The organism is Azospirillum lipoferum 4B (assembly GCF_000283655.1).
Taxonomy (GTDB): Bacteria; Pseudomonadota; Alphaproteobacteria; order Azospirillales; family Azospirillaceae; genus Azospirillum; species Azospirillum lipoferum_C.
The window spans coordinates 732,244-756,917 of sequence record NC_016622.1 but is presented as its reverse complement, the minus strand read 5'-3'; the positions used below and the strand labels follow the sequence as shown (position 1 = coordinate 756,917).

The 24,674-nt window shown below is 68.4% G+C and carries 19 protein-coding genes and 1 tRNA gene; 8 read left to right on the top strand and 12 right to left on the bottom strand.

Annotated elements, in window-relative coordinates:
* The first annotated feature begins 74 nt into the window (after positions 1-74).
* The 4 genes from AZOLI_RS03450 to AZOLI_RS03435 all read left to right on the top strand — a co-directional run bounded on the left by AZOLI_RS03450 (position 75) and on the right by AZOLI_RS03435 (position 4,453).
* Positions 75-872 (top strand): inositol monophosphatase family protein, encoded by a 798-nt coding sequence (locus tag AZOLI_RS03450; protein ID WP_014247189.1) that lies wholly within the window; start codon positions 75-77, stop codon positions 870-872.
* Between the two features lie 128 nt (positions 873-1,000).
* Entirely contained in the window at positions 1,001-1,768 is a 768-nt protein-coding gene (locus AZOLI_RS03445) for an OmpA family protein (RefSeq protein WP_014247188.1), read from the top strand.
* Positions 1,769-1,828: 60 nt separating this feature from the next.
* Positions 1,829-3,022 (top strand): hypothetical protein, encoded by a 1,194-nt coding sequence (locus AZOLI_RS03440; RefSeq protein WP_014247187.1) that lies wholly within the window; start codon positions 1,829-1,831, stop codon positions 3,020-3,022.
* A gap of 36 nt (positions 3,023-3,058) precedes the next feature.
* Complete coding sequence (locus AZOLI_RS03435) at positions 3,059-4,453, top strand: peptidoglycan -binding protein (protein WP_014247186.1); 1,395 nt, start codon at positions 3,059-3,061, stop codon at positions 4,451-4,453.
* A gap of 12 nt (positions 4,454-4,465) precedes the next feature.
* Here the strand turns inward: AZOLI_RS03435 and AZOLI_RS03430 are convergent, their stop codons facing one another.
* The 3 genes from AZOLI_RS03430 to thrC form a co-directional block, all read right to left on the bottom strand.
* Entirely contained in the window at positions 4,466-5,056 is a 591-nt protein-coding gene (locus tag AZOLI_RS03430) for a GNAT family N-acetyltransferase (RefSeq protein WP_014247185.1), read from the bottom strand.
* A 184-nt stretch (positions 5,057-5,240) separates the two neighbouring features.
* Positions 5,241-6,500 carry a M16 family metallopeptidase gene (locus AZOLI_RS03425; RefSeq protein ID WP_014247184.1) on the bottom strand — a complete coding sequence of 420 codons (1,260 nt, stop codon included), beginning with the start codon at positions 6,498-6,500 and terminating at the stop codon, positions 5,241-5,243.
* Positions 6,497-7,918, bottom strand: coding sequence for a threonine synthase (thrC, locus tag AZOLI_RS03420; protein ID WP_014247183.1), 1,422 nt, complete (start codon positions 7,916-7,918; stop codon positions 6,497-6,499). Before thrC ends, AZOLI_RS03425 begins: the two co-directional genes overlap by 4 nt.
* Before the next feature lie 532 nt (positions 7,919-8,450).
* Between thrC and AZOLI_RS03415 the strand changes: the two genes are divergently transcribed.
* Complete coding sequence (locus tag AZOLI_RS03415; protein ID WP_244442514.1) at positions 8,451-10,454, top strand: methyl-accepting chemotaxis protein; 2,004 nt, start codon at positions 8,451-8,453, stop codon at positions 10,452-10,454.
* A 45-nt stretch (positions 10,455-10,499) separates the two neighbouring features.
* Here the strand turns inward: AZOLI_RS03415 and dusA are convergent, their stop codons facing one another.
* From dusA to AZOLI_RS03370, 9 genes are all read right to left on the bottom strand, one after another.
* On the bottom strand, positions 10,500-11,507 hold the full coding sequence (dusA, locus tag AZOLI_RS03410) for a tRNA dihydrouridine(20/20a) synthase DusA (RefSeq protein ID WP_014247180.1): 1,008 nt from the start codon (positions 11,505-11,507) through the stop codon (positions 10,500-10,502).
* Positions 11,508-11,560: 53 nt separating this feature from the next.
* Positions 11,561-11,845: an addiction module antidote protein gene (locus tag AZOLI_RS03405; RefSeq protein ID WP_014247179.1), complete on the bottom strand. Its 285-nt coding sequence runs from the start codon at positions 11,843-11,845 to the stop codon at positions 11,561-11,563.
* A 27-nt stretch (positions 11,846-11,872) separates the two neighbouring features.
* The gene (locus AZOLI_RS03400; protein ID WP_014247178.1) at positions 11,873-12,163 is read right to left on the bottom strand and encodes a type II toxin-antitoxin system RelE/ParE family toxin; all 291 of its coding nucleotides are present in this window, start codon (positions 12,161-12,163) and stop codon (positions 11,873-11,875) included.
* 96 nt (positions 12,164-12,259) lie between these two features.
* Positions 12,260-12,335: transfer RNA gene (locus AZOLI_RS03395), tRNA-Glu, on the bottom strand.
* Positions 12,336-12,570: 235 nt separating this feature from the next.
* A complete protein-coding gene (gene recJ / locus AZOLI_RS03390; protein ID WP_014247177.1) occupies positions 12,571-14,367 on the bottom strand; it encodes a single-stranded-DNA-specific exonuclease RecJ in 1,797 nt (598 codons plus the stop codon).
* 281 nt (positions 14,368-14,648) lie between these two features.
* Positions 14,649-16,700 (bottom strand): molybdopterin oxidoreductase family protein, encoded by a 2,052-nt coding sequence (locus AZOLI_RS03385; RefSeq protein ID WP_014247176.1) that lies wholly within the window; start codon positions 16,698-16,700, stop codon positions 14,649-14,651.
* Between the two features lie 171 nt (positions 16,701-16,871).
* Complete coding sequence (locus tag AZOLI_RS03380) at positions 16,872-18,170, bottom strand: TRAP transporter large permease (RefSeq protein ID WP_014247175.1); 1,299 nt, start codon at positions 18,168-18,170, stop codon at positions 16,872-16,874.
* Positions 18,167-18,736 carry a TRAP transporter small permease gene (locus AZOLI_RS03375; protein WP_014247174.1) on the bottom strand — a complete coding sequence of 190 codons (570 nt, stop codon included), beginning with the start codon at positions 18,734-18,736 and terminating at the stop codon, positions 18,167-18,169. Before AZOLI_RS03375 ends, AZOLI_RS03380 begins: the two co-directional genes overlap by 4 nt.
* Positions 18,737-18,975: 239 nt before the next feature.
* Positions 18,976-19,998 carry a TRAP transporter substrate-binding protein gene (locus AZOLI_RS03370; RefSeq protein WP_014247173.1) on the bottom strand — a complete coding sequence of 341 codons (1,023 nt, stop codon included), beginning with the start codon at positions 19,996-19,998 and terminating at the stop codon, positions 18,976-18,978.
* Positions 19,999-20,174: 176 nt separating this feature from the next.
* Here AZOLI_RS03370 and AZOLI_RS03365 point away from each other — a divergent pair, with 176 nt between their 5' ends.
* The 3 genes from AZOLI_RS03365 to AZOLI_RS03355 all read left to right on the top strand — a co-directional run bounded on the left by AZOLI_RS03365 (position 20,175) and on the right by AZOLI_RS03355 (position 24,674).
* On the top strand, positions 20,175-22,286 hold the full coding sequence (locus AZOLI_RS03365; RefSeq protein ID WP_014247172.1) for a PAS domain S-box protein: 2,112 nt from the start codon (positions 20,175-20,177) through the stop codon (positions 22,284-22,286).
* Entirely contained in the window at positions 22,283-22,879 is a 597-nt protein-coding gene (locus tag AZOLI_RS03360) for a response regulator transcription factor (RefSeq protein WP_014247171.1), read from the top strand. The genes AZOLI_RS03365 and AZOLI_RS03360 overlap by 4 nt, the downstream gene beginning before the upstream one ends.
* An 88-nt stretch (positions 22,880-22,967) precedes the next feature.
* Complete coding sequence (locus tag AZOLI_RS03355) at positions 22,968-24,674, top strand: sensor histidine kinase (protein WP_244442513.1); 1,707 nt, start codon at positions 22,968-22,970, stop codon at positions 24,672-24,674.

Here is a 24,674-nt window from a genome sequence, read left to right as displayed (position 1 = left end):
TCACCGGTCTTCGCCAAGCGCGGAGGCCGGTGTATTGTTTTCTGGTTCCTGCATAAAACGGTACACCAACACCCATGGCCACCCGCTCCGCTCTCATCAACGTCATGGTCCGCGCCGCCGAAAAGGCTGCCCGGGGTCTCGTCCGCGACTTCGGCGAGGTCGAACACCTCCAGGTGTCGCGCAAGGGGCCGGCCGACTTCGTGTCCGCCGCCGACCTGAAGGCCGAACGCACCCTGCGCGAGGAGCTGCAGAAGGGGCGTCCCGAATTCGGCTTCCTGATGGAGGAGAGCGGCGCGTCCAAGGGCAGCGACGCCGAGGCGCGCTGGATCGTCGACCCGCTCGACGGCACCACCAACTTCCTACACGGCCTGCCGCACTGGGCGATCTCCATCGCCGCAGAGCGCAACGGCGAGATCGTCGCCGGCGTCATCTACGCTCCCATCGGCGACCAGCTGTTCTGGGCCGAGAAGGGCGCCGGCGCCTTCGTCAACCACACCCGCCTGCGCGTGTCCGAACGCCGCCGGCTGGAAGACTGCGTTCTGGCCACCGGCATCCCCTTCAAGGGCCGCGGCGACCATGCCGGCTTCCTGAAGGAGCAGGAGGCGGTGATGAAGGAGGTCGCGGGCATCCGCCGCTTCGGCGCCGCCTCGCTCGACCTCGCCTACACCGCCGCCGGCCGTTTCGACGCCTATTGGGAGCGCGGGCTGGCTCCGTGGGACTGTGCAGCCGGCGTGCTGATGGTCACCGAGGCCGGCGGCTTCGTCGGCGAGATCGAGGGCGGCCGCAATCCGGTCTTCACCGGCAACGTGCTGGCCACCAACAGCCATCTCCAGGTCCCGGTCGCCCGCCTGCTGAAGTCCGCCAAGGGCTGAGCCCCTCGCCAGCTCCGGCCAAGCCCACCCGCCCTGCCCCGCACCGGGGCGGGACGGATGAGCGGTTGTCGCTGGTGCGATCGATAGGTTATGGTTTGCACGACAAGGGTTTAACGGGACGCATCGTTTTGGGCCGCTGGGGACACGCCGACCGCAGACACCGTGCCGTCGCCGCCGCGCTGTGCGTGGCCTGGGCGCTGCATCCAGCCGCCCTGTCGGCCGCGGCTCCGGCAAACGCCGCTCCGGCGAATGCACAGGTCGCCACCGGGCTGACTCTGGAAAACGCCGTTCCGCTGTCCGTGCCTCCGCGCCCCAACCTGCGCACCCCGCCGGCCGTCAAGGCGCCGCCGCGCCTCGTGCTGCCGCAACCGCTGGAAGCGCCGCCCCCACCGGAGATGACCGAAGGCCCGGCGCAGCCGCCGGCCTCGCGGCCGGAAGCGCCGTCCGCTCCGGCTATCGCCACCGCGCCACCGCAGGCAGTGCCTGCGCCGACGGCCGGACCGGAGCCGGCGACCCCGCGGACCGACACCGCGGCATTGCCCCCTCCCCCGGAAGCGGCACCCCCTGCGGCGACGCTGCCACCTTCGAGCGTTTTGAGCCTTGTGTTCCCGGCCGACACCACCAATCTGCCGGATACCGCGGACGCCACGGTCGACCGGATCGTCGAACGGCTGCGCGCCAGCGACACCGCCCGTCTGCAGCTGCGCTCCTACGCCAGCGGCACCGCGGACACGGCGCGGGAGGCGCGGCAGCGCTCGCTCGCCCGGGCGCTGGCCCTGCGGGAGCGGCTGACCGCCTTCGGCATCCGCAGCAGCCGGGTCGATGTCCGCGCACTGGGCCTCGACGAGACGGGCGGAACGCCGGACCGGATCGATGTTGTCTTCTTGAACGAATAGCGCTCCACCCGTGGGCCCATCCCTGGGCAAGGTCTGACCGGAACACCCCTTCGGAGCATCATGACCGCCACGACCCCGTCGACCCGACCGCTGGAGGTATCCTCCCTCATGACACGCCCGGAGCGGTTCCTGACCCGGATGATCCTGTTCCTGGTGGTGGTCGGTGCCGTGTGCGGACTGCTGTTCCCAGCCTTGCGCGCCGCCTTCCTCAACAACGCGCCGCTGAACGGCGTCATCCTGGCGACGCTGCTGGCCGGCATTGCCTTCATCTTCCGTCAGGTCCTGATGCTGCGCCCCGAGGTGGCGTGGCTGGAGCAGTATCAGAGCGGCGTCGCCCCCGCCTCGCTGCAGGAGCCGGTGCTGCTGGCCCCGATGGCCCGCATGCTGGGCGAACGGCGCGGCCGGCTGACCCTGTCGGCGCTGTCGATGCGCTCGCTGCTGGACGGCATCGCCTCGCGGCTGGACGAATCGCGGGAGCTGTCGCGCTACCTGATCGGCCTGCTGATCTTCCTCGGCCTGCTCGGCACCTTCTGGGGCCTGCTGCACACGGTTCAGTCGGTCGGCGGCGTCATCGGCAGCCTGTCGGTGCAGGGCGGCGACGTCGGCACCATGTTCTCCCATCTGCAGCAGGGGTTGGAAGCGCCGCTGGTCGGCATGGGGACGGCCTTCTCCTCCTCGCTGTTCGGCCTCGCCGGGTCGCTGGTTCTGGGCTTCCTCGAACTCCAGGCCAGCCAGGCCCACAACCGCTTCTTCCAGGATCTGGAGGACTGGCTGTCCAGCGCCACCCGGCTGTCGAGCGGTGCGGCGGGCGGGCTCGAATCGGGCGATCATGCCGCCTCCGCTTATCTGACCGCCCTGCTGGAGCAAACCGCGGAGAATCTCGACTCCCTGCAGCGCACCGTCGCCACCGCCGAGGAAGGCCGGCGCGCCGCCAACGCCAACCTGATGGCGCTGACCGAGCGGCTGTCGAGCCTCACCGACCATATGCGGGCGGAACAGCAGCTTCTCCTGCGGCTGGGCGAGAACCAGCTGGAGGTGAGGAGCCTGCTCGACCGGCTGGCGGAGAGTGCGGGCGGCGGTTTCGACGACGCCTCGCGCCAGCATCTGCGCAACATGGACATCTATCTCGCCCGCATCGTCGAGGAATCCTCCAACGGCCGCGTCCAGGCGGTGCAGGAGATCCGCAGCGAGATCAAGCTGCTGGCCCGCACCATCGCCGCATTGGCCGAAGAAGCCGACCAGCAGCAACGCTGACACCCAGAACACCCAAGGCAAACGCCGGGAGCATCCATGGCCAGCATCAGCCGCCGCAACGGCCATCGCGACGCCAGCGCCTGGCCCGGCTGGGTCGACGCCCTGTCGTCCCTGGTGATGGTCGTCATCTTCCTGCTGATGGTCTTCATCGTCACCCAGTTCTACCTCGCCACCGCGCTGACCGGCCGTGACGAGCAGCTGACCGTCCTCAACCGCAAGATCGCGGAAATGAACGACCTGCTGGCGATGGAGCGGGAGGCGAACGCCGATCTCCGCGTCAACATCACCCAGCTGTCGACCGAGCTTCAGACCTCCGTCGCCGCGCGCGACGACATGACCCTGTCGCTGAGCCAGTTGCAGGAGGACCGCGACCGCACCGCCCGCACGCTGGAGGAATTGCAGCGCAACGTCCGTGTCGACCGCGAGACGCTGGACCTGAAGCTGAAGGAAATCCTCAGCCTGCAGGCCGACATCAAGGCCCTGCGCGACGCCCGGCAGAAGCTGGAAGGCGAACTGGCCGCCGCCGCTGCCACTGCCAAGCTGACCGAACAGCAGCGTCAGGCCCTGCTGGCGGAACTCGGCACCACCCGCGACCGGGCGAAGGCTCTGGAGTCGGAACTGGCCTCTGCCGCCGAGAAGACGATGCTGGCACAGAAGGAGATCGACCAGCGCGACATCCGGCTGAAGTCGCTCGAATCGCAGCTGACCGACAGCCGGACCCAGGCCCAGAAGGATCTGGAGCAGCGCGACATCCGCATCCGCGATCTGATGGCCTCACTGACCGGCGAGCAGGCCGAGGGTACGCGAAGCAAGCAGCAGATCGACCTGCTGAACCAGCAGCTTCTGGCGCTCCGCGAACAGCTCGCCCGCATCGGGGCGGCGCTGGAGGTATCGGAGAAGGCCTCGGCCGAGCAGAAGGTGCAGATCGCGGAATTGGGCGCCCGGCTCAATCAGGCACTCGCCGCCAAGGTTCAGGACCTCGCCCGCTACCGGTCGGAGTTCTTCGGCCGGGTCCGCGAGGCGCTGGGCAACCGGCCGGATGTGCGGATTGTCGGCGACCGTTTCGTCTTCCAGTCGGAGCTGCTGTTCCCGTCGGGCTCGGCAACCCTTGAGGAGGCCGGCAAGCAGCGGTTGGCCGATCTCGCCCGCACGCTGATCGAGATCGGCAAGGCGATTCCGTCCGACATCAACTGGGTCCTGCGGGTGGACGGCCACACCGACATCAAGCCGGTGCGCTTCCAGTTCGCCTCCAACTGGGAATTGTCCTCGGCACGCGCGCTGTCGGTGGTGAAGTTCCTGGTCGATCAGGGCATTCCGGCGGAACGGCTCGCAGCCGCAGCCTTCGGCGAATTCCAGCCCATCGATCCCGGCACGTCGGACGAGGCGCTGGCGAAGAACCGCCGGATCGAGATCAAGCTGGACCAGCGCTAAGGGCCGGAGGACTCAGCCCTTCCACTCCTCGCGCAGGATCGCGTAGAGGACATGGTCGCGCCATGCGCCGTCGATGCGCAGATAGCCGCGGGCATAGCCTTCGTGGCTGAATCCGACCTTTTCCAGCAGGCCGCGGCTCGGCAGGTTGGTCGGCAGACAGGCGGCCTCGACCCGGTGCAGGCCGAGCTGGCCGAAGGCGAACTCCAGGACCAGCCGGGTGCCGCCGGACACATAGCCGTTGCGGGCATAGGGCTGGCCGGCCCAATAGCCGAGCGTCCCCATCTGGGCCACGCCGCGCCGGATGTTGGTCAGGCCGAGCCCGCCGACCAGGGCGTCGGTTCCCCGGTCGAAGATCAGGAAGCTGTAGCCGAGATCGTCCCGCCACTCCTGCGCCTGCCGCCGCAGCCGCCGGGCGAAGGCCGCCCGCGTCAAGGCGTCGGCCGGCCATGTCGGCTCCCAGGGTGTGAGGAAGGCGCGCGAGGCGGCGCGGAGGTCGGCCCATTCGCGCCAGTCGCGCGGCAGCGGCGGCCGGATGTAGCAGTTCGGACCGTCGAGCCGGACCGCGGGCGGGCTGATGAGGCCGCTGCCGAGAAGGCGGATCATCGCAATGCCGGGGTGGTCGGCCCCCTCCCTAACCCTCCCCCACCTTCGGTGGGAGAGGGAACTGCCGCCTCATCGCAAACATCCCCTCTCCTGCGATCGGATCGGTCTTCGACCGACCGAGGGCGGGGGAGGGAGTGACCCGCGGCGAAGCCGTGGGAGGGAGGGGGCACCGCAGCCGCCATCGTCAGGCGAGACGCTCCGCGATGCGGTCGTAGCTTTCGAGCTTGGCGATCGGGCCGAGAGCGGCGACGGTCGGGCGGCTGGCACGCAGTCGGCTGGTGGCCTTGACCACGGCGTCGCGGTCGACGCCGTCGATCTTCGCCACGATCTCTTCCACCGGAACCGGGCGGTCGTAGATCAGGATCTGCTGACCCAGCTGCTCGCAACGCGACATGGAGCTTTCCAGCGCCATCAGCGTCCCGGCCTTCAGCTGGGCGCGGGCGCGGGCGACCTCGTCCTCGGTGACGTCGGCGCCGACCTTGGCGATCTCGTCGCAGACGACCGGGATCAGTTCCGCCACCTCGTCCTCGCCGGTGCCGGCATAGACGCCGAACAGGCCGCCGTCATGGTAACCGCCGGTGAAGGTGTAGATGGAATAGACCAGTCCGCGCTTCTCCCGCACCTCCTGGAACAGGCGGGACGACATGCCGCCGCCCAGCAGGGTGGAGAGCACCGAATGGGCGTAGAAGTCGGGATCATGGACCCCCACCCCGTCGAAGCCGAGCACGAGGTGCATCTGCTCCAGGTCGCGCTCCTCGCGGAAGTCGCCGCCGGTATAGCTGGCGGGCTCCGGCTTGGGCGGGGCGCCGCTCGGCAGGTCGCCGAAGGCCTTGAATGCAAGATCGACCATGCGGTCATGCTCGATCCGGCCGGCGGCGCTCAGCACCATGCCGGGGGCGCCGTAATGGCCGGCGATGTAATCGACCAGCGCCTCGCGCGGCAGCGCGCCGACGATCTCGGCAGAGCCCAGCACCGGACGGCCGATGGCCTGCCCCGGATAGGCGGTCGACTGGAAATGGTCGAAGATGATGTCGTCGGGCGTGTCGGCGCTCTGGCCGATCTCCTGCAGCACCACCGTGCGCTCGCGCACCAACTCCTCGGCGTCCAGCGTGGAGTGCTGGATCATGTCGGACAGGATATCGAGCGCCAGCGGCGCATCCTCGTGCAGGACCTTGGCGTAATAGGCGGTCTGCTCGCGGGTGGTGTAGGCGTTCAGCTGGCCGCCGACATTCTCGATCTCCTCGGAGATGCGGAAGGCCGACCGGCGGCGGGTGCCCTTGAACAGCATATGCTCGACGAGATGGGCGACGCCGTTGACGCTCGCCGCCTCGTTGCGGGTACCAACCCCGACCCAGCAGCCGAGCGAAACGGACTGCACGTCGGGCATGGTGTCGGTCGCGACGCGAAGCCCGTTGGGCAACGTCGTCACACGAATGGAACTCATGCGGCCTCCTGGGCGGCGCGGGCGCGCGCGATGACGAAGTCCTGAACCGCCGCCAGATCGTTCGGCAGTTCGGACAGGCGCTCCTCGCGCACATAAAGATCGGACAGGCGCGGCGGCAGCTCCGGCCGGCGGCCGGTCGCCTTTTCCACCGCGTCGGGGAACTTGGCGGGATGGGCGGTGGCGAGAACCACCATGGGAACGGACGGATCGACCCGGCCGGCCGCGACCGCGGCCTTGGCCGCCCCGATGCCGACCGCGGTGTGCGGGTCGAGCAGATAGAGGCTGCCCTTCCAGACATCGGCGATGGTCGCCATCGTGGCGGCCTCGTCCACCCGGTGGCCGGAGAAGATGGCCAGCGCGCGGGCGAGCTGCGCGTCGGTCACCGCGAACTTGCCCTCGGCGCGGAAGCGGTTCAGCGCCTCCGTCACCGCATTGCCGTCGCGGTCGAGCAGGTCGAACAGCAGCCGTTCGAAGTTGGAAGAGATCTGGATGTCCATGCTGGGAGACAAGGTAGGCACGACGGGCGCCGCGACCATGCTCCCGCTGGCGAAAAAGCGCGCCAGGATGTCGTTGCTGTTGGAGCCGACCACCAGCGTCTCCACCGGCAGCCCCATGGCGCGGGCGCCATAGGCGGCATAGACGTTGCCGAAATTGCCGGTCGGCACGGTGGAGGCGATCTTCCGGTCGGGCGCGCCCAACGCCACCGCGGCGGTGAAGTAATAGACGATCTGGGCCATGATACGGGCCCAGTTGATCGAGTTCACCGCCGACAGCCCCATCCGGTCGCGGAAGGCGCCGTCGTTGAACATCGCCTTCACGAGGTCCTGGCAATCGTCGAAGGTGCCGTCCAGCGCGATGTTGTGGACGTTGGACGACAGCACGCTGGTCATCTGCCGGCGCTGCACCTCGGACGTGCGGCCCTTGGGATGCAGGATGAAGATGTCGACGTTCTGGCGGTCGCGGCAGGCCTCGATGGCGGCCGATCCGGTGTCGCCGGAGGTGGCGCCGACGATGGTCACCCGCTGCCCGCGCTTGGCCAGCACATGATCGAACAGGCGGCCGAGCAGTTGCAGCGCCACATCCTTGAAGGCCAGCGTCGGACCGTGGAACAGCTCCAGCACCCAGGTAGTCGGATCGACCTGCACCAGCGGGGTCACCGCGGCGTGGTCGAAGCTGGCATAGGCATCGCGGACGATGGCGCGGAACTCGTCCTCGGCGATTGATCCCCCCAGGAAGGGCAGCATCACGCGGACGGCGATCTCGCTGTAGGGCAGACCGCGCATGGCGCGGATGTCGTCGGCCGTGAACTGCGGCCAGGTTTCCGGCACATAGAGGCCGCCGTCGCGCGCCAGCCCGGCAAGAAGGACGTCTTCGAAACCCAAGACCGGGGCCGCGCCCCGCGTGCTGACGTACCGCACCGCTTACACTCCGTCCGATGAAGTGGGCATAGTTAGCGAGGTGCCCGCCCGCACGCAAGCGGTGCGGGACGCTGGGCGCATATTCCCCAATGGGAGGCTGCCTGCGGTTCCTGACCGGACTGCCCGAAACATGGCGGAACATCTTTCAGGCCGCTGTTCCGCGTTTCTGCCGGAAGGACCGCGCGTCGGGACGACCGGACGCAGCCGCAGGCGCTTTCGGGCGCGGTCATGGGATCGGTCCCATCGTTGCGATCACCGGCACCTCGCCGCCGGGCAAGCGCCCCCAATGGACCGCCCCCCAGAAAATAATCGTGAAAGCGGTGATTGGCTGCCCGCGCAACAGGATTAATCGTTGTTAAACCGTATCAGGGAGATACTGAACCCTGGGTTGGATAGCACCAGCGACAGGTCTGTTTTCCATGAGGTCGAACCAATGAAAAAATTTCTGTCTTCTCTTTCCGTCCGCACAACGATCGGGCTGGTAACTCTTGCGCTCGGCCTGTTGCTGATCGCTCAAAACTCGATCATTCTCGTGGATGCTATCTCCCGCTACCGCGGCGCCGACCGCGTTGCGACGCTGAGCGTAACGAGCCGGGATCTGCTGAAGACACTGCTTGCCACCCGGCTTGAGCGCGGCCTCGTTACACCCGCCCTTGGAGCGGACAAGACCATCGGCGGCAGCGTTGAGCAGGACCTCGCCAACCAACGCCGCACCTCGTCGGACGGCTACCGTGCCATCATCGCGGCGCTCGCCGGCGCCGATCTACCGGGCGCACCGGCTGCGGCAGAGCGGCTGCGCGCAAGTTTCGACAAGCTGGAACAGGCGCGCAAGACAACCGACGAGGCCCTGCGAAAGCCGCTGTCAGCGCGCGATAAGGGACTGGCGGATAGTTGGCTGAAGAGCCAGAACGAATTCCTCGACGCACTGGCCGCCACCACGGACCTGCTCGACGCCACCATCATCAACGCGTCGGCCGAAGTAGGCGCCCTGCTGACGATCAAGCGCGCTGCCTGGGCCACGCGCCTTAACATGGGCATCATGGCGTTCCGCATTCAGAATGCCATAGGCACCGGACAGGCCTGGACGCGGGAGGATGACCTGATCGTCGCAGACTATCTCGGCCGCGGCATCCAGACCTGGGCGCAGGTGATCGAAGCTGCGGCTCGCCCGGGTACGCATCCGAGCATCCTGGCTGCGATGCAGAAGGCGAAGGCCAATTTCGAGGGCAGCTTCGCCGACCAACGCAAGGCGATCCTGACCGCCCTTTCGTCCGGCAAGCCGTCGCCGGTTTCGTTGGACAAGCTGCGGCCGGAGGAGACGGCGACCCAGGGCTATATCGTCGATGTGGCTCTGTCTGCAGTAGACCGAATCGTCGGCCAGTCGGCCAGCGATCTGGACGACGCCCGCTCCGACGCGATTTCGGCCCTGCTGCTGCTGCTGCTGACCGCCGGCCTGACCGCGGGCGGACTTGCCATCGCCAACCGCCGCGTCGCCCTGCCGATCCACCGCCTGACCGATACAATGCGCCGGCTGGCCGACCGCGACATGAGCGTCGATATTCCCGGTCTGGACCGCCAGGACGAGATCGGCGGCATGGCTGCAGCCGTCACCGTGTTCAAGGACAACATGATCGCCGCAGACCGCATGGCCGCCGAACAAGCAGCAGAGCAGGCGGCGAAGGAGCGGCGCGCCACCCAACTGGAGGCGTTGATCCAGTCCTTCGACCGGCAGGCGATGCACATCGTCGAACAGGTCGCGGCCGCGGCAAAGACCATGCAGAACACCGCCGGCGCGATGTCCAGAAACGCCGACTCTGCCAGCCAGATGGCAACCACGGTTGCGGCAGCGGCGGAGCAGGCTTCGGTCAATGTCCAGACGGTGGCGTCGGCGACGGAGGAGTTGTCGGCCTCCATCCGCGAGATCGGCCGTCAGGTCTCCACCTCCACCCGCATTTCGGGCGAAGCAGTGACACAGGCCGACCAGACCAACGCCAGCATGCAGGCGCTGGTGGAAACCGCCCATCAGATCGGCGCGGTTGTCGACCTGATCAACTCCATCGCCGGGCAGACCAACCTGCTGGCGCTGAACGCCACCATCGAGGCAGCCCGCGCTGGCGAGGCAGGCAAAGGTTTCGCCGTTGTTGCTTCCGAGGTGAAGGCGCTGGCCACCCAAACCGCGCGGGCGACCGATGAGATCCAGGCGAAGGTCAAGGAGATCCAATCGGCCACCGCAGGGGCGCAAACGGCGATCCAGGGCATCGGCCTGACCATCGGCCAGATCAGCGAGATCACCACCACCATCGCCGCCGCCATCGAGGAACAGGGTGCCGCCACCCGCGACATCGCCAGCAACGTGATGGAAGCCGCCCGCGGCACGGGCGAGGTGTCGTCGAACATCGCCGGCGTCACCCGGTCGGTATCGGAAACCGGATCGGCCGCGTCGAATGTCCATGGGGCATCCAGCGACCTCGCCCATGAAGCTGAAAAACTGCGCGGCGAGGTGATGAGCTTCATCGCGTCGGTCCGGTCGGTCTGAGACCGAAAGACGGGAGCACGGCCGCCCGCGGACTTCGGAGGCCGGTCAGGCGGCCTCGCTGTCCAGGCCGGCATCTTCCGCCCCACGGCACCGCACCAAAGCCGCAGCGCGATCCAGCACTTCGGGGCCGGCGCCGGGGCGGTGAGCGTTCTCGGCGATGTGGCGGCGGTAGGCGCGGGCGCCGGGTAGGCCCTGGAACAGGCCCAGCATGTGACGGGTGATGGAGGACAGGGGCGTGCCCAGCGCCATGCGCGCCTCGATGTAGGGCAGCATGGCCTCGATCACCGCATGGCGGTCGGGGCCGGGCTCCCCGCCCATCAGGCGGCGGTCGGCGTCGGCCAGCAGATATGGCGTCTCATAGGCGGCTCGGCCGATCATCACGCTGTCGACCTTGCCCAGATGCTCCTCGGCCTCGTCCAGCGTGCGGATGCCGCCGTTGATGGCGATGGTCAGTTGCGGGTATTCCGCCTTCAGCCGGTGGACGAGGTCGTAGCGCAGCGGCGGGATGTCGCGGTTCTCCTTGGGGCTGAGCCCCTTCAGCCAGGCCTTGCGGGCATGCACGATGAAGTGGCTGCAGCCGGCGGCGGAGACGGTGCGGATGAACTGGTCCAGCGTCGGCCATTCCTCCATCTCGTCGATGGCGATGCGCGACTTGACGGTGACGGGGATCGAAACGGCCTCGCGCATGGCGCCGACCAGCCGGGCGACCAGATCGGGTTCCGCCATCAGGCAGGCGCCGAAGCGGCCGGACTGCACGCGGTCGCTGGGGCAGCCGACGTTCAGGTTCACCTCGTCATAGCCCCACTCTTCCGCAATGCGGGCGCAGGCGGCGAGGTCCGCCGGGTCGGAGCCGCCGAGCTGGAGCGCGACCGGATGTTCCGCCGCATCGAATCCCAGCAGCCGCTCGCGGTCGCCATGCAGCACCGCGCCGGTCGTTACCATCTCGGTATAGAGCAGGGTCGAGCGCGACAGCAGACGGTGGAAGTACCGGCAATGCCGGTCGGTCCAGTCCATCATCGGGGCGACGCTGAGGGGGATGGCGGGGGTGGTCATGTCGGGTGCGGCCGGTGAGAAGGAACGGGAGATCGATAAGGGCGCAGAAGGCGCTATGGACTGACGGTCAGGCGAAGTCCGAGAGACTTGATCACCTTCAGGACAGTGGCGAATTCCGGGTTGCCGTCCGGTGACAGCGCCTTGTAGAGGCTTTGGCGGCCGAGCCCGGCGTTGCGAGCGACCTCCGTCATCCCCTTTGCGCGGGCGATGTCGCCGAGCGCCGCGACGATCAGTTGCGGATCGCCATCCTCCAGCACCGCATCCAGATAGGCGGCGATGCGCTCGTCACTGTCCAGGCTGTCGACGATGTCCCAGGGACGGGTCTCGGTTCGGCCCATGCTTCCCTCCTTTATCGGGCTGCACGTCTAGAGGTCCCGCGCCAGCGCGATGGCGGCGGCGATGTCGCGGTCCTGGGACCGCTTGTCTCCGCCGGCCAGCAGCACGATCAGCGTGTCGCCGCGCTGGATGAAATAGACGCGGTAACCGGGGCCGTAATCGATGCGCAGTTCGCTGACCCCCTCGCCCACCGGCTTCGTGTCGCCGGGATTGCCGAGCTGAAGCCGGCGGATGCGCACTTCGATCCGCATGCGAGCCCGATCATCCCGCAAGCTCTCTATCCAAGCGGCGAAGCGGTCGGTCTGGCGGATCTCGATCATCGGAGAATGTCTTCTGTGGGAGACAGTTTGTCAAGCTGCCAGCCCAAAACGACTAAGCCCCGCACGAGGCGGGGCTTAAGTCATGAACCGAGAGAGTGGCGTCCCCGACGGGAGTCGAACCCGTGTCGCCGCCGTGAAAGGGCGGTGTCCTAGGCCTCTAGACGACGGGGACGTCGTTCGCGGTGACGCGCTTTCTAAAGATCGGGGCCGGAGAGCGCAAGCGCTTTTTTGCATCCCCCGATACTTTTTTGGAGGGCGTCGGCCGGTGGGGCGACGTTAGACCCCCACCTTAATCCTCCCCCGCTGGGCGGGGGAGGAGATTGGTGCTGATGCGGGAGAGCGGCGGCAGTCCCTCCCCTGCGAAGCGGGGGAGGTTAGGTGGGGGCATTCGAAGCCGACAGTATTCCCTACGCCGACCGCGCCGGCGCCGCGTCGTCGATCAGCAACTGCACGCCCTCCGAGCCGTTCCAGCGGTCGATCCGCAGCACGCCGGCAAGATGGAAGGGGGTGCCGCGGCCGGTCAGCAGGGCCTGGCCCATGTCGCTGTCCAGCGCGCGGAACGCGATGGCCTTCAGCCGGGCGCCGTCGTTGCCCTGCAGGATGCAGCGGACATGGTTGGCGCCCACCACGTCGGCGCGCACGACGCGGGCGTCGGCAATGGCGAAGCGCGGTTCGGAATTGCCGGTGCCGTAGGGGCCGAGCTTGTCGAGCATGGTCACCAGCCCGACGCTGGCACCGCCGACCGACAGGGCGCCGTCCAGTTCCAGCGTCGGTACCAGCGGGGCGGCGGAAACCTGTTCGGAGATGCGGCTGTGCAGGAAGTCGCGCAGCGCGTCGATCTTGTCGCCGGCCACGGTGAAGCCGGCCGCCATGCGGTGGCCGCCGCCGGCCAGCAGCAGCCCCTCCTGCCGGGCGGCGATCACCGCGGATCCCAGATCGACGCCGCGGACGGAGCGGCCGGACGCCTTGCCGATGACGGTGCCGTCGGCGGTTTCCTCCAGGGCGACGACGCAGGCGGGGCGGCTGTAACGCTCCTTCAGGCGGGCGGCGACGATGCCGATGACGCCGGGGTGCCAGCCGACACCGGTGACGAAGACCAGATCGGTCTCGCGCCCGGCTTCGGCGGCGACGCGCTCCAGCGCCTCGTCGAGAACCGCCTGCTCGATGGTGCGGCGTTCGGCGTTGTGGCCTTCCAGACGCTGGGCGAGTTCCATCGCCTCGATGGGGTCGTCGGTGGAGAGCAGGCGGGCGCCGAGGTCGGACGCCCCCACCCGGCCGCCGGCATTCACGCGGGGGCCGAGGACATAGCCGGCATGGTAGGCGTCGGGCTTCTCCTTGACCCCCGCCACATCGGACAGGGCGGCGAGGCCGGGGTTGGCGCGGCGCGCCATCACCTTCAGCCCCTGCGCCACCAGCGCGCGGTTCAGGCCGGTCAGCGGCACCACGTCGCACACCGTGCCGAGGGCGACGAGATCCAGCCACTCCATCAGGTTCGGTTCGGGCCGGTCGCGGTAGAAGCCGGACTGACGCAGCACGCGGTTGACGGCGACGATGGTGATGAAGGTGACGCCGGCGGCGCAGAGCGTGCGGTAGGCGCCGTCCTCGTCCAGCCGGTTGGGGTTGACCAGGGCGACGGCGGGCGGCAGGCGCGGTTCGGCGGCGTGATGGTCGAGCACCACCACCTCCAGCCCGGCATCGGCGGCGGCCTCCAGCGCGGCGAAGGCGGAGATGCCGCAATCGACGGTGACCACCAGCCGCACCCCCTCCCCTTTCAGGCGGAGCAGCGCGGCGGCGTTCGGGCCGTAGCCTTCCTTGATGCGGTCGGGGACATAGACGCGGATGTCGGCCCCGAGCGCGCGGAAGAAGCGGCGCAGCAGCGCGGCGGAGGTGGCGCCGTCGACGTCGTAGTCGCCGAAGACCGCCACCGGCTCGCCGTCGCGGATGGCACGGGCGATGCGCTCGGCCGCCGGGTCCATGTCGCGGAAGCGCGAGGGGTCGGGCAGCAGCGCCTTCAGCGTCGGGTTGAGGAAGGTGTCGCAGGTGTCGTCGGTGACGCCGCGGGCGGCCAGCACCCGGCCGACAATCTCCGGCAGCCCGCGCCCCTGGGTCAGCGCCTGCGCCTGCCGCTCGTCGCAGGGCCGCGCCTGCCAGCGCTTGCCGGACAGGGAGGTGGCGACGTTGAGGAAGGCGGCGGGGTCGGTCATGGCGGTGCTGCGCGATCTCTGGATTGGGGGCACAGCCATAGCAGAGATGGACGGGCGGCGCACGGGTGGGTATGGGCAGGGGTGGGATGTGGGGGTGGGAGATTGTCGGCTGACGATGCCCCCTCCCCAACCCTCCCCCGCCCTCGGTCGGCCAATGGCCGATCCGATCGCGGGAGAGGGGGCAGAACGCTTGCAGAAGTAGTGTAAAGGACAGCGGCAGTCCCCTCTCCCACCGAAGGTGGGGGAGGGTTAGGGAGGGGGCACCCGACCCGCACCCGAACTTACGCCGCCCGCATCCACACCGCCGTGTCGTGGAACGCCGCGCCGCCCGCGGGAGGCACCGGCTCCGGCGAGGTCAGGCTGTTGATGCCCATGCCCTCGACGAAGGCGCTGTTGGGCCAGATGCCTTCGACGATCACCACACCGCGCGGCACGCCGGCGAAGGGCTTGGCATGGACCACCACGCTGCCCTGCGGGTTGCCCAGCCGCACCGCGTCGCCGTCGGCCAAGCCCAGCCCGGCCGCATCGTCCGGGTGGATCAGCGCGGTGGGGCGGCCTTCGCGCTTCTGGGCGGTCAGCGTCTCGGTGAAGGAGGTGTTGAGGAACTGGCGCGCCGGGGCGGTGACGAGGCGGAACGGGTGCTCGGCATCGGCATCGCGGCCGGGGGGCATGTGGTCGGGCAGCTCCGGCATGCCGCCATAGGGGCCGAGCGCCGCCCAGTCGGGGGCGAAGCGGAACCTGTCGTCGGGATGTGCGAAGCCATTGAGAAAGTGCGAGGTCTCGAAATCCGGCTGGGCGTCGATCCAGCGCTGCTCGGTCAGCGTCGCCGCGTCGCCGAGGTCGGAGGCCTTCAGCATGGCATCGACGATCTCCAGCGCGGTCATGCCGAAGCCGGGATGCTCGGCACCGACGCGGCGGGCGACTTCGGAGATGACCCAATGGTTCTCGCGCGCCTCGAACTGCGGCTCGATCACCTTGCGGCCGATCAGAATGTGCATCTGGCCGCCGCCGCGGTAGATGTCGTCATGCTCCAGGAAGGTGGTGGCGGGGATCACCAGATCGGCCAGCTTGGCCGTGTCGGTCATGAACTGCTCATGCACCGCGACGAACAGATCCTCGCGCAGGAAGCCCTGGCGGACGCGGGTCGAATCCGGGCAGATCGTCACCGGGTTGGTGTTCTGGATCAGCATGGCCGTCACCGGCGGGCCGCTGGTCAGGTCGCGCGGGTCGCCGGTCAGCACCGCGCCGATGCGCGACTGGTCGAAGCTGCGGACGCTGGTGTCGAGGCGGTCCAGCCCTTCCGACAGGGTCTTGTCCAGCTTGTAGATGCCGGACGAGCAATAGAGCGCGCCGCCGCCCTTGTGCTGCCACGCGCCGGTGACCACCGGCAGGCAGGACACGGCATGGACCTGCGCCGCGCCGTTGTGGGCACGCGACAGGCCGTAGCCGACGCGCAGGTAGGACCGCTTGGTGCTGCCGTAGAGGCGGGCGAACTCCTCGATCTCCGCCACCGTCAGGCCGGTGATCCCGGCCGCCCATTCGGGCGTGCGGGTGGCGAGATGCGCCTCCAGCCGGTCGGTGCCGGCGGCGAAGCGGTCGAGATAGGCGCGGTCGGCGTAACCGTCGCGGAACAGCACATGCATCACCGCGCAGGCCAGCGCCCCGTCGGTGCCCGGCCGCAGCATCAGGTGCAGGTCGGAGACCTCGGCCGTGCCGGTGCGGTAGGGATCGATGGTGACCAGCTTCGCGCCACGGCCTTTGCGGGCGCGGCTGACATGGGTCATCACGTTGACCTGAGTCGCCACCGGGTTGCCGCCCCAATTGACGATCAGGTCGCTCTCCGCCATCTCGCGCGGGTCGGCGCCGCGGATGTCGCCATAGCCGGCGAGCCAGCCCATGTTGGCCGGCGTGTCGCACACCGTGCTGGTCTGGCGCGAATAGCCCTTGGCATGGCGCAGGCGCTGGATGGCGCCGCGCTGCACCAGACCCATGGTGCCGGCGTAGAAATAGGGCCAGACGGCTTCGGGGCCGTATGTGCGCTCGGCGGTCAGGAAGGACTCCGCGATGCGGTCCAGCGCCTCGTCCCAGCCAATCGGCTTCCACTGGCCCGAGCCCTTGGGGCCGGTGCGCAGCAAGGGCGTCTTCAGCCGGTCCGGCGAATGCACGCGCTCGGCATAGCGGCTGACCTTCGCGCAGATGACACCGGCGGTGTAGCTGTTCTCCGCCGCGCCGCGCACTTTCCCAATGCGGTCGGGGGCGAGGCGTTCCACCTCCAGGGCGCAGGTGCTGGGGCAGTCGTGCGGGCAGGCTGTGGGCAGGAACTGGGCCGACAAGGCTAACCTCTGGTCTGGCTGGCGGCGGTAGGGAGCCAAGTTTAGGCCCTGCCCCGCGCCCGCTTCAACGCACAACAATGTATGGGTACAATAAAGAGGGGCCGCGAAGTCCCCTTCCGGACTTCGCGGCCCCAACCGCTCGGGCGAAAAACCCCCAGACGACTTGCGGCTTTACATCACGCCGATCAGGCGCGGGAACCACAGCGAGATCGCCGGCACATAGGTGACGAGGCCGAGGAAGATCAGCATCGTCAGCAGCCACGGCCACACCGCGACCGTCAGTTCGGTGATGCCCATCTTTGTGATGCCCGACGCGACATAGAGGTTCAGGCCCACCGGCGGGTGGCACATGCCGACCTCCATGTTCACGATGATCAGGATGCCGAAATGCACCGGGTCGATGCCCAGCGACATCGCCACCGGGAACAGGATCGGCGCCATGATCAGGACGATGGACGACGGCTCCATGAAGTTGCCGGCGGCCAGCAGCACTATGTTCACCACCAGCAGGAAGACCCAGACGCTCAGGTTCTGGCCCTGGATCCAGGCCGCCATGTTCTGCGGGATCTGCTCCGACGTCATGACGAAGGAGAAGAGGACCGCGTTGGTGATGATGTAGAGCAGCATCGCCGACATGCTGGCGCTGTCCAGCAGCACCTTCGGCACCCGGCGCAGCGGCATGTCGCGGTAGATGAACACCGCCACGATGAAGGCATAGACCGCGGCCATCGCCGCCGCCTCGGTCGGGGTGAAGATGCCGGTGTAGATGCCGCCCATCACGACGACGATCAGCAGCAGGCCCCAGAAGCTCTCGCGGAACGCCAGCCAACGCTGCCGGGCGTTCGCCTTGGGCAGGCGGGGATAGCCGAACTTGCGGGCACGGTACCAGGTGGTGAAGCCGAGGAATCCCGCCAGCATCAGGCCCGGCACGACGCCGGCCAGGAACATCTGGCCGATGGAGGGCGCCTGCGGATGGCCGGTGGTGGCGACGCAGTACATCACCATCACAATGGACGGCGGGATCAGGATGCCGAGCGCGCCCGAGGTGGTGACGACGCCGGCGCCGAAGTTCCGTGGGAAGCCCTGGGCGATCATCGCCGGCAGGATGATGGAGCCGATGGCGACCACCGTCGCCGGGCTGGAGCCCGACACCGCCGCGAACAGGGCGCAGGCGACGACGCCGGCCATGCCGAGCCCGCCGTGCCAGTGTCCGACCATGGAGGTGGCGAAGTTGATCATGCGCCGGGCGACGCCGCCATGGGTCAGGAAGTTGCCGGCCAGGATGAAGAACGGGATCGCCATGATCTCGAACTTCTCGATGCCGGTGAACAGCTTCAGCGCCACCGCGGCGACCGGCACGTCGGTCATCAGGAACAGGAAGGACAGGACGGTCAGGCCGAGCGAGATGGAGATCGGCATGCCGGTGAGCATGAGGGCAATCAGCAGCCCGAAGATGATGAGCGCGTTCACGCCGGGCCTCCCTCGTTGGCGGCTTCGACCGGGTCGATGCCGTCGACCTGGGCATGATCGTGGTGGGGCAGCTCGCCGGTCCGGATGAAGGTCCAGGCGACCTGGAGGAAGCGGAAGCACATCAGGAAGGAACCGAGCGGAATGGCCAGATAGACCAGCCACATCGGCATTTCCAGATCGGCCGAGACCTGCTCGGTCAAGGCGATGTGGTAGACGAAATTGGCGCCGAGAGAGCCGACGACGCCGGTGAACAGGGCGCCGGCCAGCAGGCCGAAGATGACGAAGCGGCCGCGGATGTCCGGCCGCAGCCGGTTGATCACCACGTCCACGCCCACATGGATGCCGGTGCGCACGCCATAGGCGGCGCCGAACTTGGCCATCCACACGAACATGTAGATGCAGACCTCCTGGGCCCAGGCGAGGTTCCAGTGGATGACGTAATCCTGGATGACGGCCACGCCGGACAGGTAGCGGTGCATGACCGCCACGAAGATGACGAGAGTCGCCGCCGCCATGAGGGACGCGATCAACGTCTCCTCCAGGCGGTCGAGTATTTTCATAAGCATGTCTGGGGGATCTCCCGGTCGGCGGAGATGGTGTCGGGTAAGCTGGAGAGCCGCGGCACGATCCGCGGCACGCCATTCGGCCGTCATCCCCGCGAAGGCGGGGATCCAGGCGGCTTCCGTAGCGAGAGCATTGGGAAAGCTGGATTCCCGCCTTCACGGGAATGACGGCCGACTGAGGCGGATGCCGGTTCGGTGCGGGCGCGCCTTCCAGCAGGAAGACGCCGCCCGCCCGCAAGTCCTTACATCTTGAAGCCGGCGGCGGCGGCTTCCTTGTAGATCGCTTCGATCAGGTCCTTGCCGACGCGGGATTCGGCGTCCTTGTGGACCGGCTTCAGGGCCTTGATCCAGGCTTCGCGCTCTTCCTTGGTCTGGGTGTGGAAGGCGGTCTTGCCCGACGCCTTCATCTGGGCCAGCGAGACGTCGTTCTCGTTCTGGGCGATGTCGTTGGCGTAGGCGGTCGCCTCCTTCATCGCGCCTTCCAGGCCGGTGCGGACGTCGGCGGGCAGGCCTTCCCAGAACTTCTTGTTCACGATGACCGCATAGCCGAGATAGCCGTGTTCGGTCAGCGTGGCGTTCTTCTGCACCTCGTGCATCTTCTGGGTATACATGTTGGACGGCGGGTTTTCCGTGCCGTCGACGACGCCGGTCTGCAGCGCCTGGTATACTTCGGAGAAGGCCATCACCTGCGGCAGGGCGCCCAGCGCGCGCATCTGGGCGTCCAGCACCTTGGACGACTGGATGCGCATCTTAAGACCCTTCACGTCCTCCGGCTTGATGACCGGCTTGTTGGCGCTCATGATCTTGAAGCCGTTGTCCCAATAGGCCAGACCGATGATGCCCTTGGACTCCAGCTTCTGGAACAGCTGCTTGCCGATCGCACCCTCGGTCACGCGGCGCAGGACGTCCTTGTTCGGGAAGATGTAGGGCAGGTCGAAGACCTCGAATTCCTTGGCGCCCAGCGGACCGAACTTGGCCAGCGACGGGGCCAGCATCTGCACCGCGCCGAGCTGCAGGGCCTCAAGCTCTTCCTTGTCCTTGTAGAGCTGGCTGTTCGGATAGACCTCGACCTTGACCTTGCCGTTGGTCATCTTCTCGGCAAGTTCCTTGAACTTCTCGGCACCCTTGCCCTTCGGCGTCTCCGGAGCGACGACGTGGCTGAACTTGATCACGATCTGGTCCTGGGCCCAGGCCGTGGACAAGGCCATCGGCGCCGACATCATGCAGCCGACCGCCGCCGCGCACAGAAGCTTCACGAGTTTCATCGGTGCGTTCCCCTCTGGTGTTGATTATCCGCGTGGCGGAATGTCCCGCCTTGAACTTGTTGCGCATTGTTCATGATCCGGCGAATTGCGGCTATTGTGGATATCCGCAGAGTCGGCCTGTCCCACTTTCGTCCGGTCCCATCGTCGTCGTCCTCCACACTTTCGTGTCGATCCTCATGCCGCAGCCCAACCGCACCCCCGGCTCCGCCGCCCTGCCCTCCTCCCGCTCCGGGTGGGCGGTGCCGCATGCCATGCCGCTGGTGGCGATGGTGCTGGTCGTCGTCCTGCTGGGCGCCTTCCTGTGGCTTTTGCAGCGCAACGAGCGGGACGAGGAGGCGCTGGCCCTGATCAAGGACGCGCTGTGGGTGGAGCAGAACCTGCACTTCCAGCTGGCATCCGACGAGGACAAGCTGGAGAGGCTGGCGGAGACGCTGGGCCGGACGGAGGTGGACCTGCGGCAGTTCGCCGCAATGGCCCGGCTGGTGGTGAACACCAACCCGGCAATCGAACGGGTGCTGTGGCTCGACCCCCAGGGGCGCACCATGCTGGCCGAGCCGCCGCTGCCCCAGGACGGGACGCCGGGGGCGGACGGCCCGCCCGGCGACAGCCTGACCCGCCACGACGCGATACGCCTCGCCCGGTCCTCCGGGCTCAGGGCCTATGGCGCGCCCTACCGGATCGACGCCACCGACCGCGGGTTCGACGTCGCCTTTCCACTGTTCCGCGACGGTGTCTTCGTCGGCGCCCTGGTCGGAGTCTTCTCGTTCGAGGCGATGCTGACCCACCATGTCCCCTGGTGGTTCGCCCAGCGCTACCAGCTTGAGGTGATCGACGTCACGGGCACCGTGCTGGGGGCGAAATCGCGCATGGTGGTGCCTGGGTCCATGGCCGGTCCGGCGCCAGATCCGGCGCGGAGCCACGTCATCCCCTTCGACCCGCCCGGCCATGGGCTGGCTCTGGTCGCCACCGCCTACCCCAGCGAGTCCAACGTCACGCGCACCGTCCTGGTGGCGGCGATCTTCGCGCTGACCGGATCGGCGCTGTGGAGCCTGTGGTCGCTGCGCCGCCACATCGCCGGCCGCCTGCGCGCCGAAGAGGCGCTGCGCGAGGAACATGCCTTCCGAAAGGCGATGGAGGACAGCCTGACCGTGGGCATGCGCGCCCGCGACCTGGAGGGACGCATCACCTACGTCAACCCGGCCTTCTGCCGGATGGTCGGTCTGGAGGCCGGGGAGCTGGTCGGGCGCGGCCCGCCGATGCCCTATTGGCTGCCGGAGGAGATCGACCGGGCGGAGGCCGCGCTGCAGGACGTGCTGGCCGGCCGCGCGCCGGAAACCGGACTTGAGATGCGGTTCCGCCGCGCCAACGGCGAGCGGTTCGACGCGCTGATCTACGAAGCGCCGCTGATCGACGCCAACGGGCGCCAGACCGGCTGGATGGGCTCCGTCCTCGACATCACCGAGCGCAAGCATGCGGAAGATCTGGCCCGCCAGCAGCAGGAGCGGCTGCAGCAGACCTCCCGCCTGATCACGATGGGCGAGATGGCCTCCACCCTGGCGCATGAGCTGAACCAGCCGCTGTCGGCCATCGCCAGCTATTGCACCGGCTGCCTGAACCGCCTGCGCTCCGGCCGGTTCGACACCGACGAGGTCGCCGCGGCGCTGGAGAAGCTGGCGGCACAGGCCAAGCGCGCCGGGCAGGTGGTGCGGCGGATCCACGACTTCGTGCGCAAGCGCGACCCGAATGTCGCCCCCTGCTCGCTCGCCCGCGTGCTGGAGGACTGCGTCGGGCTGACCGGCGCCGACGCCGCCCGGCTGGGCGTGCGGGTGGAGCTGGATGCCCCGGCCGACCTGCCGCCGGTCACCGGCGACCGCATCCTGCTGCAGCAGGTCGTGCTGAACCTCATGCGCAACGGGATCGAGGCGATGGCCCGCACCCCGCGCGACGACCGCCGCCTGACCGTCACCGTCCGCCGGCAGGTTGGGACGGACGGAGCCGGGGACGGAGTGCTGCTGACGGAGATCCGCGACCGCGGATGCGGCGTGGCGCCCGATGTGGCGGAGCGCCTGTTTTCCCCTTTCTTCACCACCAAGCGCGAAGGTATGGGGATGGGCCTGAACATCTGCCGCTCCATCGTCGAGCACCACCGCGGCCGGCTGTGGTTCGAAGCGGCGGCGGAAGGCGGCCCGGACGAACCGCCGGCCGGGACCCGCTTCCTGTTCACCCTGCCGGTGCATGCCCAACCGTCGGACCGAGTTTCAGACCAGAACGCAGAGGCCGCTGAATGACCACGCTCCACATCGTCGACGATGACGAGGCCATCCGCGACGCGCTCGGCTGGCTGTTCCAGTCGCGCAACGTGCCGGTGGCCGGCTGGCCCGCCGCGGAAGCCTTCCTGGAGGCGTGGAGGCCGGACATGGCCGGCTGCCTCCTGCTGGACATCCGCATGGAGGGGATGAGCGGGCTGGAGCTGTTCGACCGGCTGCTGTCCAAGGGATGCCGGATGCCGGTGATCTTCCTGACCGGCCATGGCGACGTCCCCATCGCCGTCAGCGCCCTGAAGAAGGGGGCCCGCGACTTCGTGGAGAAGCCGTTCAACGACAACGAGCTGGTCGACCGGGTGATCGACGCCCTGGCCTTCGACGCCGAACAGCGCGAGCGCGAGGCGGGACAGGCCGGCCTTGCGGCACGTCTGGCCACCCTGACCCAGCGCGAACGGCAGGTGATGGAGCTGGTCGTCGCCGGCCGCCTGAACAAGGTCATCGCCGACGAGCTGGGCATCAGCATGCGCACGGTGGAGGTCCATCGCAGCCATGTGTTCGAGAAGATGAGGGTGAAGACGGCGGTGGAGCTGACCCGCCTGCTGACCGGCGCCGCGTGACCGGGGGGACTTCCGGCCAAGCCTGCCAATCGTACCTTTCCACTCCGGTGGTCCTCTAGCGGTGGAGCGTCGACGGTTGCGCCTGCGGTTGCCCGGTTCCCTGCTTGCCATCGGCGTGGCCGTGACCACGCCCCTGCTGCTGTTCGGCGCCGTGCTGGTCTGGCAGCTCGACGCCCGCGAGCGCGGGAAGATGGAGGGCGAGTTGCAGTCGATGGCGCAGTCGCTGTCGCTGGCGGTCGACCGCGAACTGGCGAGCCAGCTGCGTCCGCTGGAATTGCTGGCCGCCCTGGTCCAGCCCAATGCCGGCGATCTGCGCACGCTGTATGAAGAAACCACCGCCGCCACCCAAAGCCAGGCCGGCTGGCTGGCGATGGGGCTGATCGACACCGATACCGGGAGCTTCGTCTTCCACACCCGCTATCCGCTGGGCGTCCATCCGCTGCCGCCGCCGCGGCTGGACGAGGTCACGCGCCAAGTGATCGAAAGCCGCCGCGCGGCGATCGGCGGCGTGCTGCCGCCGGGTGGGCCGCCGGGGCGGCCGTCGCTGATCCTGCGTGCGCCCATCCTGCAATTCGATCCTGCCAGCGCAAGCGACCGGGTGCGTTATGTCCTGTCGCTCGCCCTTGGGCTGGACGGGCTCGGCGGCGCGCTGCAGACCCGCAACACCCCGTCCGAATGGCTGGTCACGGTCATCGATCCCGCCCTGCTGATCGCCGCCCGGTCGCGCGATGCCGCGACACATCTGGGTCAGCGCATCTATCCGTCCCTGGAATCCCGCATCCGGACCGGCAGCAACGGCATGCTCCCCGGCAGGACGATGGACGGGCTGGAGGTCCATGCCGTCATCCACCGCTCCGCAGAAACCGGATGGTCGGTGGTGCTGGGCGTGCCGTCGGACCTGTTGCAGCAAAGGCTGAACGCCCTGCGCATGGCGGTGATCGGCGGCGGTGCGGCGGCCTGCGCCGCGACGCTGGGGCTGGCCCTGCTGGTGTCCCGCGCCTATCGCCGCCGCCGCAGCGCCGAGGAGGAGGTGCGCCGCGCCCGCGAGGCCGTTCTGATCGAACAACGCCGCCGGCTGGAATCCGAGAAGGAGCATGCCGAGGCCGCCAGCCGGGCCAAGAGCGAGTTCCTGGCCAACATGAGCCACGAGCTGCGCACGCCGCTGAATGCCATCATCGGTTTCGCCGAGGCGCTGATGTCCGGCATCTTCGGCCCGGCCCCGCCCAAGCATGTCGAGTACCTGACGGCGATCCACCAGTCCGGCCGGCACCTGCTGGACCTGGTGAACGAGCTGCTGGACATGGCGAAGATCGAGGCCGGGCGGCTGGAGCTGTTCACGGCCCGCGTGCCGCTGGGCGAGCTGCTGGACGATTGCCTGGGGCTGGTGGAGGCGCTCGCCCTGCGCAAGGGCGTAACCCTGTCCGGCGACGGCATCGATCGGACGCTGCAGGTGACGGCGGACGGGGTCCGCATGCGTCAGGCGGTGCTGAACATGCTGTCGAACGCCATCAAGTTCACCCCCTCCGGCGGTGCCGTGCGGATGGAGGCGGCAGCCGGACCGGATGGCAGGGGTGCGGTCATCGTCATCGCCGACACCGGCGTCGGCATGACGGCCGACGAGTTGCTGATCGCGATGGAGCCCTTCCGGCAGGTCCACAACTATCTGACCAAGGCCGAGGCGGGGACGGGGCTGGGCCTGCCGTTGGCCCGCCGCTTCGTCGAGGCCCATGGCGGCACGCTGACCCTGGACAGCACGCCCGGCGTCGGAACCACGGTGACGATCAGGCTGCCGTGA

Bases quoted from the DNA above. Each gene is read 5' to 3' on its own strand.
- AZOLI_RS03430 (WP_014247185.1), bottom strand. From the start codon at position 5,056: ATGATCCGCCTTCTCGGCAGCGGCCTCATCAGCCCGCCCGCGGTCCGG.
- AZOLI_RS03400 (WP_014247178.1), bottom strand. From the start codon at position 12,163: ATGATCGAGATCCGCCAGACCGACCGCTTCGCCGCTTGGATAGAGAGC.
- AZOLI_RS03435 (WP_014247186.1), top strand. From the start codon at position 3,059: ATGGCCAGCATCAGCCGCCGCAACGGCCATCGCGACGCCAGCGCCTGG.
- AZOLI_RS03425 (WP_014247184.1), bottom strand. From the start codon at position 6,500: ATGAGTTCCATTCGTGTGACGACGTTGCCCAACGGGCTTCGCGTCGCG.
- AZOLI_RS03405 (WP_014247179.1), bottom strand. From the start codon at position 11,845: ATGGGCCGAACCGAGACCCGTCCCTGGGACATCGTCGACAGCCTGGAC.
- recJ (WP_014247177.1), bottom strand. From the start codon at position 14,367: ATGACCGACCCCGCCGCCTTCCTCAACGTCGCCACCTCCCTGTCCGGC.
- AZOLI_RS03370 (WP_014247173.1), bottom strand. From the start codon at position 19,998: ATGAAACTCGTGAAGCTTCTGTGCGCGGCGGCGGTCGGCTGCATGATG.
- dusA (WP_014247180.1), bottom strand. From the start codon at position 11,507: ATGACCACCCCCGCCATCCCCCTCAGCGTCGCCCCGATGATGGACTGG.
- AZOLI_RS03450 (WP_014247189.1), top strand. From the start codon at position 75: ATGGCCACCCGCTCCGCTCTCATCAACGTCATGGTCCGCGCCGCCGAA.
- AZOLI_RS03440 (WP_014247187.1), top strand. From the start codon at position 1,829: ATGACCGCCACGACCCCGTCGACCCGACCGCTGGAGGTATCCTCCCTC.
- AZOLI_RS03365 (WP_014247172.1), top strand. From the start codon at position 20,175: ATGCCGCAGCCCAACCGCACCCCCGGCTCCGCCGCCCTGCCCTCCTCC.
- AZOLI_RS03360 (WP_014247171.1), top strand. From the start codon at position 22,283: ATGACCACGCTCCACATCGTCGACGATGACGAGGCCATCCGCGACGCG.
- AZOLI_RS03375 (WP_014247174.1), bottom strand. From the start codon at position 18,736: ATGCTTATGAAAATACTCGACCGCCTGGAGGAGACGTTGATCGCGTCC.